We start from the raw sequence: 14,729 nt of genomic DNA, 5'->3' as shown, positions 1-14,729 counted from the left end.
CGTGCACCTGTAGGAGCGAAGCTTGCTCGCGAAGAGGGACTGACATTCAACATTGATGTCGACTGTAAATCCGCCTTCGCGAGCAAGCTTCGCTCCTACAGGGGGTTCTTTACGTGCGTGGGACCAGTTCCAGGCACACCGAATTGATGCAGTAACGCAGGCCGGTCGGCGGCGGGCCGTCCGGGAACACGTGCCCCAGGTGCGCGTCGCATTTGGCGCAGACCACTTCGGTACGGACCATGCCGTGGCTGACGTCACGGATCTCGACCATCGCGCTGTCGCCGATCGGTGCGTAGAAGCTCGGCCAGCCGCAGCCGGAATCGAACTTGGTCCTGGAGTCGAACAGTGGCTCGTTGCAGCAGATGCAGTGGTAAACACCGTCGACCTTGCTGTCGTTGTATTTGCCGGAGAACGGCCGTTCGGTGCCCTTGAGGCGGCACACGTTGTACTGCTCTGGATCGAGCATCGCCTTCCATTCTTCCAGGGTTTTTTCCAACTTTTCCATTGTCACACCTCAGCAGCTGAAAAAGCCCGATCTGTACCTTTTCCACGGATCGGGCGGCACGTATGATTGCGCCTCGTCAAACGCCAGTCTGGCAGCCAGACCACGCGCATTCAAACGGATTTATGGGTGCTGCCTCTCAAGGCGTCAGGCCTGTGTGAATACGCAGGATTCCCAGCACGGTCGTTCATACGCCGCCTGGATCGTTCATTTTCGGGAACACATCGCCATGCAGGTCAGCAAATCGAACAAGCTCGCCAACGTCTGCTACGACATTCGCGGCCCAGTGCTCAAGCACGCCAAACGCCTGGAAGAGGAAGGCCATCGCATCCTCAAGCTGAACATCGGCAACCCGGCGCCCTTTGGTTTCGAAGCGCCGGATGAAATCCTCCAGGACGTGATCCGCAACCTGCCGACCGCCCAGGGTTACAGCGACTCCAAGGGCCTGTTCAGCGCGCGCAAGGCCGTCATGCAGTACTACCAGCAAAAGCAGGTGGAAGGTGTCGGCATTGAAGACATCTACCTGGGCAACGGCGTTTCCGAACTGATCGTGATGTCGATGCAGGCCTTGCTCAACAACGGCGACGAAGTGCTGGTGCCGGCGCCTGACTATCCACTGTGGACCGCAGCCGTGAGCCTGTCGGGCGGCAACCCGGTGCATTACCTGTGTGACGAGCAGGCCAACTGGTGGCCGGACCTGGCCGACATCAAGGCCAAGATCACGCCGAACACCAAGGCGCTGGTGATCATCAACCCGAACAACCCGACGGGTGCGGTGTATTCGAAGGAAGTTCTGCTGGGCATGCTGGAATTGGCCCGTCAGCACAACCTGGTGGTTTTTTCCGACGAGATCTACGACAAGATTCTCTATGACGATGCCGTGCACATCTGCACCGCTTCGCTGGCGCCGGACCTGCTGTGCCTGACCTTCAACGGCCTGTCCAAGTCATATCGCGTGGCCGGCTTCCGTTCCGGCTGGATCGCCATTTCCGGCCCGAAACAGCACGCCCAGAGCTACATCGAAGGCATCGACATGCTGGCCAACATGCGCCTGTGCGCCAACGTGCCGAGTCAGCACGCGATCCAGACCGCCCTCGGCGGCTATCAGAGCATCAATGACCTGGTGCTGCCGCAAGGTCGCTTGCTGGAACAGCGCAACCGTACCTGGGAACTGCTCAACGACATTCCGGGCGTGAGCTGCGTCAAGCCGATGGGTGCGCTGTACGCGTTCCCGCGCATCGATCCGAAGGTCTGCCCGATCCACAACGACGAGAAGTTCGTGCTCGACCTGCTGCTCTCCGAGAAGCTGCTGGTGGTTCAAGGCACCGCCTTCAACTGGCCATGGCCGGACCACTTCCGGGTCGTGACCCTGCCGCGCGTGGATGACCTGGACATGGCCATCGGACGCATCGGCAATTTCCTCAAGTCCTATCGCCAATAAGTGGCCTGTCACCGTGCGACGCATGCCCCGGTCGCACGGTGATTGATTCTGCAACATATCTTTGCGCACTGCCGACCGTCGCCGCTTCGATCGCTGGCCGATGACCCGTTGCGTGCTCGCGTCCAACAACGACGGGGGTCGCGACGTGAATCGGCTGACAACCACTTCCCGCAACGACGTCGGAAATGCCCTTCAACCAGCTAGACTATTGCCGTAGGACACAGTTTGAAATAGTCACTCGGTTGAATAGCCCGGTGCAGCACCTTATATACCCCGCAGTACGCTACATCTTTAGCATGAGGAGATTTCTACAACCATGATGCGCATCCTGCTGTTTTTGGCCACTAACCTGGCGGTCGTGCTGATTGCCAGCATCACCCTGAGCCTTTTCGGCTTCAACGGGTTCATGGCGGCCAACGGGGTTGATCTCAACCTCAATCAGCTGCTGATTTTCTGTGCGGTCTTTGGTTTCGCCGGTTCCCTGTTCTCGCTGTTCATCTCCAAGTGGATGGCGAAGATGAGCACCAGCACCCAAATCATCAGCCAGCCGCGCACTCGCCATGAACAATGGCTGCTGCAAACCGTTGAGCAACTGTCCCGCGAAGCCGGGATCAAGATGCCCGAAGTCGGGATTTTCCCGGCCTACGAGGCGAATGCGTTCGCCACCGGCTGGAACAAGAACGACGCACTGGTCGCGGTCAGCCAGGGCTTGCTCGAGCGGTTCTCGCCAGATGAAGTGAAAGCCGTTCTGGCCCACGAAATCGGCCACGTGGCCAATGGTGACATGGTGACGCTGGCGCTGATCCAGGGCGTGGTGAACACCTTCGTGATGTTCTTCGCACGGATCATAGGCAACTTTGTCGACAAGGTGATCTTCAAAAACGAAGAAGGCCAGGGCATTGCCTACTACATTGCGACCATCTTCGCCGAACTGGTCCTGGGTATCCTGGCCAGCTCCATCGTCATGTGGTTCTCGCGCAAACGCGAATTCCGTGCCGACGAAGCCGGTGCACGCCTGGCCGGTACCAGCGCGATGATTGGCGCCCTGCAACGCTTGCGGGCCGAACAAGGGCTGCCGGTGCACATGCCGGACACCCTGAACGCCTTTGGCATCAACGGTGGCATCAAACAAGGGTTCGCCCGCATGTTCATGAGCCACCCGCCGCTGGAAGAGCGTATTGACGCACTGCGTCGTCGGGGCTAATAAACTCCGCACAACGCGCTAAAAGAAAAGGCCCGCAGCGATGCGGGCCTTTTTTTTGTCTGCTGATGGGTGCGGTGTTCATTCTGGCCCCTTCGCGAGCAAGCCCGCTCCCACATTAGATCGCGGTCAAAGGTGGGAGCGGGCTTGCTCGCGAAGGGGCCAGTGAACTCAATACACCTTAACGGCTGGAAACCCGATACACCCGCTCTTCAAGCCGGGTGACACCGCTCTCGATAAACTTCCAGCTCTCGCCCAGAACGTCCTGATCCTCCAGAATCTTCAGCTCCCACGACGCGCCAAACAACCGCTGCACTTCGTCGTCCAGTACTGCAAAGGGAGGACCTTCCTTTTGCGCCTGGTCGTAATCCAGGGTGATCAACAGCCCCAGAGAATCCTTCGGCACAATCCGCTTCAAGTGCTCGGCGTATTGCTCGCGCATCTTCGGTGGCAAGGCGATCAACGCAGCGCGGTCGTACAGCGCGCTGCAATCGGCGACATCACCGGCCGTCAACGCGAAGAAATCACCGCACCAGATCTCGATCGAACCCGCACGATAGACGGTGAAGGGGCCTTGGTCGCTGACGTCCGGGTCAAACTGATGTTCGTGGAAAAAGTCTTCCACGGCCTTTTCCGATAACTCGACACCCAATACCTCGTGACCGCATTTCCCCAGCCACAGCAGATCCAGGCTTTTCCCACATAACGGCACCAGTACGCGCGAGCCCTCTTCCAGGCCGAGCTGCGGCCAGTACCGCTGCAGGTATGGATTCACTTCCGGCAGGTGAAAGCCGATCTGATTCGACGTCCACCGCTTGTGCCAAAACTCCGGCTGCATAATTAATCCCGAAAATTCGATCAAAAGACCCTAAAACTTATATTAGATTTAGATCAATGATCTGACTGAAGATGGTGCCATCTTACCCCTCAGGAGCTCGTTCATGTTCCCCAGCCTGTATATATCCCATGGTTCACCCATGTTGGCACTGGAACCGGGCGCCAGTGGCCCGGCCCTCGCGCGATTGGCCGCCGAATTACCGAAACCCAAGGCCATCGTAATCGTTTCCGCGCATTGGGAAAGTCATGAACTATTGGTCAGTGGCCATCCACAGCCTGAAACCTGGCATGACTTCGGCGGCTTTCCAAAGGCCTTGTTCGAGGTGCAATACCCGGCGCCCGGCGATCCACAACTGGCGGCCGAGGTGGTCGAACTGCTGAAGTCCGACGACCTGCCCGCACGCATCGACGCCAAACGGCCGTTCGACCATGGCGTCTGGGTGCCGTTGTCGCTGATGTACCCGCAGGCCGACATTCCGGTGGTGCAAGTCTCACTGCCGACCCGTGGTGGCCCTGCCCTGCAAACCCGCGTCGGCCACGCCTTGCGTAGCTTGCGCGAACAGGGCGTGCTGTTGATCGGCTCTGGCAGCATCACCCACAACCTGCGTGAACTGGACTGGCACGCCGGCCCGGAGAGTGTTGAACCGTGGGCGAAGGCGTTTCGCGACTGGATGATTGAGAAGCTGGCGGCGAACGATGAAACCGCACTGCACGATTATCGCCAGCAGGCACCGAATGCGGTGCGCAATCATCCGAGTGATGAGCATTTGTTGCCGTTGTACTTTGCTCGTGGCGCCGGGGGTGAGTTCAGCGTTGCCCATCAAGGGTTCACCCTGGGCGCCTTGGGCATGGACATTTATCGCTTCGGCTGACCGGTAGATCGAGTCGCGCCCATTCGCGAGCAAGCCCGCTCCCACATTTTATTTTCAGTGAATACAAAATATGGGTACAGCTGAGATCCAGTGTGGGAGCGGGCTTGCTCGCGAAGGGCGCGACTCCGTTCAATGGTCAGGCACAAACAGCAGGCAAAAAAAATCCCCGAACCAGTCGGGGATTTTTTATGTTCGATCAATCAGCCCGAGAGCGGATCAATCTTCGCGATAGCGACGCAGCTTCAACTGCTTACCAGCAACGCGAGTGTCCTTCAGCTTGGTCAGCAGACGCTCCAGACCATCTTCCGGCAGCTCGACGAGGCTGAAGCTGTCACGCACCTGGATGCGACCGATTGCTTCGCGAGCCAGACCACCTTCGTTGAGGATGGCGCCCAGCAGGTTCTTGGCCGCGATACCATCACGCGCACCCAGCGCGGTACGGCAACGAGCACGACCTTCGGCCAATGGAACCGGAGCACGACGCTCACGATCACCACGGTCCGGACGATCACCGGTACGCTCTGGACGATCGCCACGCGGTGCATTGTTCGGCACCAGTGGACGTTCTTTCTCGATGGCAGCCAGGGTCAGCGCCTGAGCGTTGGTGGCCTTGCGCAGCAGCGCAGCGGCCAGGGCACGCGGGGTGCAACCGATGTCGGCAGTCAGACGATCGAGCAACTCACCGTGAGTCGATTCGGCATCTGCGACCAGCGGCGACAAGCTGTTGGTCAATTTCTTGATGCGAGCATCGAGAACAGCTTGGGCGTCCGGCAGGCGAACTTCGGCAACTTTCTGACCGGTTACGCGCTCGATCACTTGCAGCATGCGGCGCTCACGCGGAGTCACCAGCAGCAGTGCACGACCTTCGCGACCGGCACGGCCGGTACGACCGATACGGTGAACGTAGGACTCTGGATCGTACGGCATGTCAACGTTGAACACGTGAGTGATGCGCGGAACGTCCAGGCCACGAGCAGCAACGTCGGTCGCCACAACGATGTCCAGACGGCCATCCTTGAGGGATTCGATCACGCGCTCACGTTGGTTCTGAGCAATGTCACCGTTCAGCGCAGCGGCTTTGTAGCCTTTGGCTTCCAGGGCACTGGCCAGGTCCAGGGTCGCTTGCTTGGTGCGCACGAACATGATCAGGGCGTCGAAATCTTCCACTTCCAGCAGGCTCAATACAGCCGAGGTCTTCTGGTCAGCGTGAACCAACAGGTGAGCCTGTTCGATCGCGGTAACGGTCTGAGTCTTGGTCTGGATCTTCACGTGTTGCGGATCGCGCAGATGGCGCTCGGCAATGGCACGGATCGACTGCGGCAGGGTGGCCGAGAACAATACGGTCTGACGGGTTGGAGGCAAGGCCTTGAAGATAACTTCGAGGTCGTCCATGAAACCCAGTTTGAGCATTTCGTCCGCTTCGTCGAGAACCAGGTGGTTCACGGTCGACAGGACTTTTTCGTCACGACGCAGGTGGTCGCACAGACGGCCCGGCGTGGCGACAACGATCTGTGCGCCATTACGGATTGCTTTCAGTTGTGGACCCATAGGGGCGCCGCCGTAAACGGCCACAACGGTAACGCCCGGCATTTGCTTGGCGTAGGTTTCGAAAGCGGTTGCTACTTGCAGCGCCAACTCACGGGTTGGCGCCAGGATCAGGGCTTGCGGCTCGCGCTTAGCAGGATCGATGCGGTGCAGGATCGGCAGGGCGAACGCGGCGGTTTTACCCGTACCGGTTTGCGCCTGACCAATCATGTCGTGACCGGCCATGATGATCGGGATCGATTGCTGCTGAATAGCCGAAGGCTCTTCGTAGCCAGTCGCGATGACGGCTGCAAGAATATTCGGATTAAGATTAAAAGCGGCGAAGCCGCCGGTTTCCTGGGTCATGGGTCTGCCTCTAAGTGCATCCGCAAAGACCCATGCTCCAAAGCTGCGCATGCCGTGTAAGACTCAAGAGTCGCCCTGGCTGCTTTGTCGGCGGGGATTTGCGAAAACGAATGAATGAAAAAGATTCGTCAAGGGAGAGTCCGCTGTGCGGACGTGCAGCCGAAGCTGACTTCGGGAAATTGCGCTACCTAAACGCGGCCCGGTTAAAGGCCGGCGCGCACTATACCGGAAATAGCCCAAAAAGGGAGCATTATTTGTCGGAAAACTGACGGATACACCGTTATGTCACAGGCTTTGCGGATAATCGTGCAACGGTCTATTTTTCAAAGGCCCGGCCCGGCTGGCGATAGCGCTAAAACGGTTCACCCTTGTGACGCAGACCTGCGGTCTGATACCCCCCTTCCCGCCCAAGGAAATGCCCTATGAATGAGCCCAGTTCCAGTCGTGTCAGCCGTGAACGTCACGGTCATGTCCTGTTGATCGGCCTGGACCGGGTGGCCAAGCGCAACGCCTTCGACCTCGCGCTGCTCAACGAACTGAGCCTGGCCTACGGCGAGTTCGAGGCCGACAGCGAACTGCGTGTGGCGGTGGTGTTCGGCCATGGCGAGCATTTCACCGCCGGGCTCGATCTGGTCAGTGCCAGCGCCGCGCTCGCCGACGGCTGGCAGGCACCGCCCGGCGGCTGCGATCCGTGGGGAGTCTTCGCCGGCCCGAGGGTCAGCAAACCGGTGATTGTCGCCGCGCAAGGCTATTGCCTGACCATCGGCATCGAATTGATGCTGGCCGCCGACATCAACCTGTGCGCCAGCAACACCCGCTTCGCGCAGAAAGAAGTGCAGCGGGGGATCTTCCCGTTCGGCGGCGCCACGCTGCGCCTGCATCAGGTGGCGGGTTGGGGCAATGCCATGCGCTGGTTGCTGACCGGTGATGAATTCGATGCGCACGACGCCTTGCACCTGGGGCTGGTGCAGGAAGTCATGGCCAGCGAGGATTTGCTGCCTCGGGCGATCGAGTTGGCGGAGCGCATTGCCCGGCAAGCGCCGCTGGGGGTGCAGGCGACGCTGATGTCTGCACGGCAGGCGCGTTATGAAGGGGAAACAGCGGCGGCGCAGGCGTTGCCGCCGATGGTGAAGAAGTTGCTGGCCAGTGAAGATGCCAAGGAAGGTGTGCGATCGATGGTGGAGCGGCGGCCTGGCGTGTTCAAAGGGCTTTGAGAGAGGTATTGGTTTTAAGGAAGCCTTCGCGGGCAAGCCTCGCTCCTACAAGGTTGCGCGTTCTCCTGTAGGAGCGAGGCTTGCCCGCGAAGAGGCCCTCACAGCCAACCCATCAAGTGGCCGGGCGAATCGCCTTGATCAACGACTGCAACGAATACCCCAGCTGCGGCGCCAGCCCTTCGGCCCGGGCGATCAGACCGTCCATGTCCAGTTCCTGATCCAGTTCCGACGGCACGATCAGAATCACATTGCCCTCCTTCACCGGCAGTTCCCAGTAATGCCGGTGATACAGCCCACGCAACAACGCCGCGCCCAACGGCTTGCCATCATCGGTGGCCCATTGGTTGATCACCAGCCAGCCGCCCGGCGTCAGGCGTTTCTGACAGTTTTCCAGGAAGTTCCAGGCCAGATGCCCGACGCCCGGGCCGACATCGGTATAAAGGTCGACGAAAATCAAGTCCGCTGGCTCAGCGGTATCGAGCAGTTCCAGCGCATCGCCGACGCGGATGTACAGCCGCGGATCGTCATCCAGCCCCAGGTATTCAATGGCCAGGCGTGGCACGTCGGGGCGCAGTTCGATCGCTTCGACGTCTTCCAGCGGCAGGAACTTGAGGCACGCCTGGGTCAGCGTTCCGGCACCGAGGCCGAGGAACAGCGCGCTTTCGGGCTGTTCATGGCACAACGCGCCGATCAGCATGGCCCGGGTGTAATCGTATTCGAGCCAGCTCGGGTCGGCGGTGAACACGCAGCTCTGTTCGATGGCATCACCGAATTCGAGAAAACGGTAATCGGCCACTTCCAGCACGCGAATCACACCGAATTCGTCCTGTACCTCGGCGAGCAGATGCTCGACGCGCTCCTCAGTCATTTCGTCTCCTGATCGTCACCGGGCCAGCAACCTGGCAAACAGCAACGCGACACGCCGCAACATGAAGCGGCAAAGGCGCGATTGTCCGCGAAGCGACGGGAACAGGTCACGCACTAATTGCTGATAACATGAGCGTCCAAGCGTAAAACACTAGAGACCGCGATGAGCCAACCCTGGAGCCCTGACAGCTGGCGCGCCCTGCCGATCCAGCAACAACCCCACTACCCCGACGCGGCGCATTTGCTGCACGTCGAGCAAACCCTGGCCAGCTACCCGCCGCTGGTGTTTGCCGGTGAGGCCCGGGAGTTGCGCCGTCAGTTTGCCGAAGTGACCCAGGGTCGCGCGTTCCTGTTGCAGGGTGGCGACTGCGCCGAAAGCTTCGCCGAGTTCTCCGCCGCGAAAATCCGCGACACCTTTAAAGTGCTGCTGCAAATGGCAATCGTCATGACCTTCGCCGCCGGTTGCCCGGTCGTAAAAGTCGGGCGCATGGCCGGGCAGTTCGCCAAACCGCGTTCGGCCAACGACGAAACCATCGACGGCGTGACCCTGCCCGCCTACCGTGGCGACATCGTCAACGGCATCGGTTTCGACGAAAAAAGCCGCGTGCCGGACCCGGAGCGTCTGCTCCAGTCCTATCACCAGTCCACCGCGACCCTGAACCTGTTGCGCGCCTTTGCCCAGGGCGGTTTTGCCGACCTGCATCAAGTGCACAAGTGGAACCTGGACTTCATCGCCAACTCGGCGCTGGCGGAAAAGTACAGCCACCTGGCCGATCGTATCGATGAAACCCTGGCCTTCATGCGCGCCTGCGGCATGGACAGTTCGCCGCAATTGCGCGAAACCAGTTTCTTCACCGCCCACGAAGCGTTGCTGCTGAACTACGAAGAAGCCTTCGTGCGCCGCGACAGCCTGACCAATGATTACTACGATTGCTCGGCACATATGCTGTGGATTGGCGACCGCACCCGTCAGCTCGACGGCGCGCACGTTGAATTCCTGCGCGGGGTGAACAACCCGATCGGGGTCAAGGTCGGTCCGAGCATGAACCCTGAAGACCTGATTCGTCTGATCGACGTGCTCAACCCGGACAACGATCCGGGCCGCCTGAACCTGATTGCGCGAATGGGCGCGAACAAGGTCGGCGATCATCTGCCGCAGCTCATCCGTGCGGTGCAGCGCGAAGGCAAGCAGGTGCTCTGGAGTTCCGACCCGATGCACGGCAACACCATCAAGGCCAGCAGCGGCTACAAGACCCGCGATTTCGCGCAGATCCTGGGCGAGGTGAAGCAGTTCTTCCAGGTGCACGAAGCGGAAGGCACGTATGCCGGCGGGATTCACATCGAAATGACCGGGCAGAACGTCACCGAGTGCATCGGTGGTGCGCGGCCGATTACTGAAGACGGGTTGTCGGACCGGTATCACACCCATTGCGACCCACGGATGAATGCCGATCAGTCGCTGGAGTTGGCGTTTTTGATTGCCGAGACCCTGAAGCAAGTCCGGCGGTGATTCAGTAAGTCTCGGGTTGCCTGATAAACCGCCTTCGCGAGCAAGCCCGCTCCCACATTTGACCGCGTCCGTCTGGACAACTCGGTCAAATGTGGGAGCGGGCTTGCTCGCGAAGGCGCCAGTTCAATCACCCTCAATCAATGCCAGTGCCACTCTCAACCTATCCGCACTCGCCCGCGGGCAATTCAACTGCACTTGCGTCAGCCCCAACCATTGCGCCATCTGCCGCAAATTAACCGCCAACGCCAGCATCCCCTCCTCGTCCAGCCCCGGCTCTTCCTCATGCACGGCATGCACCGCCAGCCTGCCCAACGCTCGCTCGGCGCGCAGATCGACACGCGCGGCGATCCGTTCGTTGTGTAAAAACGGCAGCACGTAATAACCGTAGACCCGCTTGTCCTGCGGCGTATAAATCTCCAGTCGATAGCGGAAATCAAACAGCCGCTCGGTACGGCTGCGTTCCCAGATCAGCGAATCGAACGGTGAAAGCAACGCACTGGCCTCGACCTTGCGCGGCACTGTAGGCTCGGGCAGGCAATAAGCCGGCTGCCGCCAGCCCTGGACTTCACAGCTCGATAGTTCACCAGCCTCGACCAGTTCCGCCAGACGCGGACGCGCGTCTGCCGGGCTCAAGCGAAAATAATCCCGCAGGTCTTTCTCGGTACCGACGCCCAAGGCTGTCGCAGCGTGCAGCAACAGGCCCCGCTGGGCTTCGGCTTCACTGAGCAGCGGTTGCGCCAGAATCGCCGAGGGGATCACCCGCTCCGGCAGATCATAAAGCCGCTCGAATCCGCGCCGGCCAGCTACGGTCACTTCACCCGCGGCGAACAACCATTCCAGCGCATGCTTTTCAGCGCTCCAGTCCCACCACGGCCCGGCCCGCTCTTGTCGGGTCGACAGGCTGCCGGCGCCCAGCGCGCCCAGTTCCTCAACCGACGCCAGCACCCGGCGAATCGTGTCCTGCTGTTCACGACCGAAACGCGCCAATTGCTGATAGATGTCGTCGCCACGAGCTGCGCGCAACATGCGCCAACGCATCAACGGGTACATCGACAAGGGCAGCAATGACGCTTCATGGCCCCAATATTCGAACAGCGTACGGCGTCGGCCCGAACTCCAGGCAGCCTGGTCGAGCAAGTCGGATGAGTAATTGCCAAGACGGGAAAACAAGGGAAGGTAGTGCGAACGCACCAACGCATTGACCGAATCGATCTGCAGAATGCACAGCCGCTCGATCAGACGGTTGAGTTGGACCGGTTTGATCGTCGCTGGCGGCTGACGCCCATTGAACCCTTGGGCGGCCAGCGCCAGACGCCGAGCCTGTTTGAGGGTAAAGGACAGTGTTGCGGGCATGAGCATCTCCTTGTCTGCTCGCAACCTACCTCACCGGTAGAGGGTTTGTGTAGTTGTGCTGTGCTCATTTGTGCATCGGGTCATCCCAGAATGGGCGGATGGCTTCGTGCTCGACATCCGCACGACTGAGCCCGATGTCCTTCAACGCTTCATCACTCATGCCCGCCAACATTTCTCGTTCACGGTGCAGTTCGTACCAGCGGTTAAATTTGTGCAACAAATCCGAGATCAGATGCACCGAGTGTTTTTCTACGTCGACATAACCTTTTTGACCTTTCATCTTGTTGCCCTCCGTTTGGATGGCTTCAGTCTCGCCCCAGGTCTAAGATCAATCCAACGAATGTTTCTGATGTCACACATCTCGGAGATTGATGAATGTCAGCCTTCCCAAGTATTGACACCGAAGTGCTGCGCACCTTTGTCGCCATCGCCGATCAGGGCGGCTTTACCCGGGCCGGTGAGTTGGTCAATCGCACCCAGTCAGCCGTGAGCATGCAGATGAAGCGGCTGGAAGAGGATGTGTTGCAGCGCCAATTGTTCCAGCGCGACGGACGGCAAGTGCGCCTCACCGCTGAAGGCCAGGTGCTGCTGGGTTACGCCCGGCGCATCCTCAAGCTGCACAGCGAAGTGTTCAACACCCTGCGTGAGCCGCACATGGTCGGCATGGTGCGCATTGGCACCCCGGACGATTATGTGATGCGTTTCCTGCCGGGGATTCTGCGGCGATTTGCGCAGACGTACCCGCTGATCCAGATCGAGGTGCACTGCGAATCATCAAAACAATTGCTGCTGCGCCAGGACCTCGACCTGTCCATCGTCACCCGCGAGCCGGGCAACGAGATCGGTCAGTTGCTGCGCAAAGAACGTTTTGTCTGGGCCGAGGCGCAATGCTACAGCGCCCACGAGCAAACGCCGTTGCCGCTGGCGATGTTCAACAGTGACTGCTTCTGCCGCGTATGGGCGTGCAATGCGCTGGATGCCAGGGGTCGCGATTACCGCGTGGCGTACAACAGCGACAGCCTGTCGGCAATCATGGCGGTGGTCAGCGCCGGCCTGGCGGTGACCGCGCAACTGGAAAGCCTGGTCACCTCCGACATGCGCATTCTCGGTGAAGCCGAAGACCTGCCGGAGCTGCCAGAGGCGAGCATCATGCTGCTGCGCAACCTGCACAACCCGTCGCCGATCACCGAGTGCCTGGCCGAGCACATCGTCGAAGGCTTCAAACTTTAAAGGCGAGCGTCACCGCGCAGAACACCAGGAAGCCACAAAACAGCCCACGCAGCAGTCGCTCCGGCATGGCGTGGGCAATCTTCACGCCCCAACTGATGCTCATCAGACCACCGACCGCCAACGGCACGCCGATCTTCCAGTCCACCTGATGGTGCACGGCATAAGTGGCCAGCGTAACGCCCGTGCTGGGCAACGCCAGCGCCAGCGACAAACCCTGCGCCACCACCTGAGTCGTGCCAAACAGACTGGTCAGCACCGGCGTCGCCACCACCGCCCCGCCGACGCCAAACAACCCGCCCATGGTGCCGGATGCCGCGCCGAGCACGCCCAGCCATGGCCACGAATAATTCATCTGCGAAGACGCGGGCGCAGTGGCACAGAACATTCGCGCCAGGTTGTAGGCCGACAGCGCGATCAGGAACGCGACAAATCCTACGCGCATGGTTTGCGCATCAATGCCCACCGCCCAGATCGAACCGATCCAGGCGAAGCAGAACCCCATCGAAGCCAGCGGCAGCGCGTGGCGCAGTTCGATCCGGTTGCGCTGGTGATAGCGCCACAGCGCCAGCATGACGTTGGGCACCACCATCACCAGCGCGGTGCCTTGGGCAATTTGCTGATCGAGACCGAACAGCACGCCCAGCAGCGGGATCGCGATCAAACCACCGCCAATGCCGAATATTCCACCCAGGGTTCCCAGGGCAGCGCCAAAGACCAGATACATCAACAACTCAATCACAGGCGATTTCCCCTCACGTCAGGCGATTCATCCTACGCACTTGGTTCTGGCGGGGAAACGCACAGCAACGCACAATGGCTGTGCCAACTTCGCACAAGCAGCGACTTCACCATGAATCCCAATCAATTGACCGAACAGCTGGGCCTTTTCCTCGACGTGCTGGAAACCGGCAGTTTTTCCGCCGCGTCACGCCGTCATCCACTGACGCCTTCGGCCGTCGCGCGACGCATCGACAGCCTGGAAAACGCCGTCGGCAGCCAGCTGTTCATTCGCAGCACTCACGCGGTGCGTGCGACGCCGGCAGGTTTGGCGTTTGCCGAGCGCGCGCGGCGCATCGTTGCCGAACTGCGCCTGGCTCGGGCGGAAGCGGTGTCATTGAGCAGTGCGCCGGAAGGCTTGATCCGGATCGACGCACCGGCAGCGTTTGGGCGGCGGCACTTGGCACCGGTGATTGCTGATTTTCTGATGCTGTACCCCGGCCTCGACGTGCAACTGCACTTGATCGACAGTTTTGTCGACATGCAGGGGCTGAACCTGGGCAAAGTCGATCTGGTGCTGCGTGCCGGGCAAATGGCCGATACCCGACTGGTCGCCACGCCGCTGGCGAGCATGGTGCGGATTGCCTGCGCCAGCCCCGAGTACCTGAAGCGCCGTGGCGTGCCGACCGATCCGGCGCAGTTGATTGAGCACGATGGGCTTGATTGGGATGGCCTGGCGCCGCCGTTCGCCTGGCGCTTCGAACGGGACGGGCAGATGCACTTGCACCGTCCGGCGCGTATCCGCATGAGCGCCAACAATGCCGAAGCGCTGGTCTGCGGTGCGTTGGCAGGACTGGGCATCGCGCACTTACCGACCTGGCTGGCCAGTGAGTACCTGCTGCGTGGGGAACTGCTGCCGCTGTTCTGCGAAAACGGCCTGCCACCGCCGGAAAGCACCGGCATCTATGCGTTGCGGCTGGAGCAACAACCCAATTCCCGCAGCCGCTTGTTGCTGGAATACCTGAAAACCCGCTTCAGTCCGATCCCGCCGTGGGATCTGGCGCTGCAAAACACGCTGGATCACCACTAGGCAGA

14 protein-coding genes are annotated in these 14,729 nt (G+C 60.3%); 7 read left to right on the top strand and 7 right to left on the bottom strand.

Going from position 1 to position 14,729, the window contains the following annotated elements; all coding sequences use genetic code 11:
* Positions 1 to 109: 109 nt before the first annotated feature.
* Positions 110 to 505, bottom strand: a complete 396-nt coding sequence (msrB, locus tag ACIPL2_RS07425; protein ID WP_401354450.1) for a peptide-methionine (R)-S-oxide reductase MsrB — start codon at positions 503 to 505, stop codon at positions 110 to 112.
* A 226-nt stretch (positions 506 to 731) separates the two neighbouring features.
* Here msrB and ACIPL2_RS07420 point away from each other — a divergent pair, with 226 nt between their 5' ends.
* Together ACIPL2_RS07420 and htpX are read left to right on the top strand one after the other, a co-directional pair.
* Entirely contained in the window at positions 732 to 1,943 is a 1,212-nt protein-coding gene (locus tag ACIPL2_RS07420; RefSeq protein ID WP_034151309.1) for a pyridoxal phosphate-dependent aminotransferase, read from the top strand.
* Between the two features lie 316 nt (positions 1,944 to 2,259).
* A complete protein-coding gene (gene htpX / locus ACIPL2_RS07415) occupies positions 2,260 to 3,147 on the top strand; it encodes a protease HtpX (RefSeq protein ID WP_010461286.1) in 888 nt (295 codons plus the stop codon).
* Positions 3,148 to 3,325: 178 nt separating this feature from the next.
* Here htpX and ACIPL2_RS07410 read toward each other — a convergent pair whose 3' ends face one another.
* A complete protein-coding gene (locus ACIPL2_RS07410) occupies positions 3,326 to 3,982 on the bottom strand; it encodes a thiopurine S-methyltransferase (RefSeq protein ID WP_401354447.1) in 657 nt (218 codons plus the stop codon).
* A gap of 103 nt (positions 3,983 to 4,085) precedes the next feature.
* Between ACIPL2_RS07410 and ACIPL2_RS07405 the strand changes: the two genes are divergently transcribed.
* Positions 4,086 to 4,853 (top strand): DODA-type extradiol aromatic ring-opening family dioxygenase, encoded by a 768-nt coding sequence (locus ACIPL2_RS07405; RefSeq protein WP_401354445.1) that lies wholly within the window; start codon positions 4,086 to 4,088, stop codon positions 4,851 to 4,853.
* A gap of 216 nt (positions 4,854 to 5,069) precedes the next feature.
* Here the strand turns inward: ACIPL2_RS07405 and ACIPL2_RS07400 are convergent, their stop codons facing one another.
* Positions 5,070 to 6,743: a DEAD/DEAH box helicase gene (locus tag ACIPL2_RS07400; RefSeq protein ID WP_059403638.1), complete on the bottom strand. Its 1,674-nt coding sequence runs from the start codon at positions 6,741 to 6,743 to the stop codon at positions 5,070 to 5,072.
* Between the two features lie 422 nt (positions 6,744 to 7,165).
* Between ACIPL2_RS07400 and ACIPL2_RS07395 the strand changes: the two genes are divergently transcribed.
* Positions 7,166 to 7,957 carry a crotonase/enoyl-CoA hydratase family protein gene (locus ACIPL2_RS07395; protein WP_401354442.1) on the top strand — a complete coding sequence of 264 codons (792 nt, stop codon included), beginning with the start codon at positions 7,166 to 7,168 and terminating at the stop codon, positions 7,955 to 7,957.
* Positions 7,958 to 8,069: 112 nt separating this feature from the next.
* Here ACIPL2_RS07395 and ACIPL2_RS07390 read toward each other — a convergent pair whose 3' ends face one another.
* Positions 8,070 to 8,825, bottom strand: coding sequence for a spermidine synthase (locus ACIPL2_RS07390; RefSeq protein ID WP_401354440.1), 756 nt, complete (start codon positions 8,823 to 8,825; stop codon positions 8,070 to 8,072).
* A gap of 162 nt (positions 8,826 to 8,987) precedes the next feature.
* Between ACIPL2_RS07390 and ACIPL2_RS07385 the strand changes: the two genes are divergently transcribed.
* Complete coding sequence (locus ACIPL2_RS07385) at positions 8,988 to 10,334, top strand: class II 3-deoxy-7-phosphoheptulonate synthase (protein WP_008031425.1); 1,347 nt, start codon at positions 8,988 to 8,990, stop codon at positions 10,332 to 10,334.
* 123 nt (positions 10,335 to 10,457) lie between these two features.
* Here the strand turns inward: ACIPL2_RS07385 and ACIPL2_RS07380 are convergent, their stop codons facing one another.
* Both ACIPL2_RS07380 and ACIPL2_RS07375 read right to left on the bottom strand, forming a co-directional pair.
* A complete protein-coding gene (locus tag ACIPL2_RS07380) occupies positions 10,458 to 11,687 on the bottom strand; it encodes a winged helix-turn-helix domain-containing protein (protein WP_401354438.1) in 1,230 nt (409 codons plus the stop codon).
* Between the two features lie 64 nt (positions 11,688 to 11,751).
* The gene (locus ACIPL2_RS07375) at positions 11,752 to 11,967 is read right to left on the bottom strand and encodes a DUF1127 domain-containing protein (protein WP_074878333.1); all 216 of its coding nucleotides are present in this window, start codon (positions 11,965 to 11,967) and stop codon (positions 11,752 to 11,754) included.
* A 95-nt stretch (positions 11,968 to 12,062) separates the two neighbouring features.
* Here ACIPL2_RS07375 and ACIPL2_RS07370 point away from each other — a divergent pair, with 95 nt between their 5' ends.
* Positions 12,063 to 12,917: a LysR substrate-binding domain-containing protein gene (locus ACIPL2_RS07370; protein WP_401354435.1), complete on the top strand. Its 855-nt coding sequence runs from the start codon at positions 12,063 to 12,065 to the stop codon at positions 12,915 to 12,917.
* Here ACIPL2_RS07370 and ACIPL2_RS07365 read toward each other — a convergent pair.
* Positions 12,907 to 13,641 (bottom strand): sulfite exporter TauE/SafE family protein, encoded by a 735-nt coding sequence (locus tag ACIPL2_RS07365; protein WP_401354795.1) that lies wholly within the window; start codon positions 13,639 to 13,641, stop codon positions 12,907 to 12,909. The two genes, ACIPL2_RS07370 and ACIPL2_RS07365, sit on opposite strands and share 11 nt — an antisense overlap.
* A 126-nt stretch (positions 13,642 to 13,767) precedes the next feature.
* Between ACIPL2_RS07365 and ACIPL2_RS07360 the strand changes: the two genes are divergently transcribed.
* Positions 13,768 to 14,724, top strand: a complete 957-nt coding sequence (locus ACIPL2_RS07360) for a LysR family transcriptional regulator (RefSeq protein WP_401354434.1) — start codon at positions 13,768 to 13,770, stop codon at positions 14,722 to 14,724.
* Positions 14,725 to 14,729: the final 5 nt, after the last annotated feature.

Origin of the sequence: Pseudomonas sp. NPDC086251 (assembly GCF_044746405.1) — a bacterium.
Taxonomy (GTDB): domain Bacteria; phylum Pseudomonadota; class Gammaproteobacteria; order Pseudomonadales; family Pseudomonadaceae; genus Aquipseudomonas.
The sequence above is the reverse complement of the archived record's forward strand: the minus strand, read 5'-3'. Positions and strand labels throughout refer to the sequence as shown.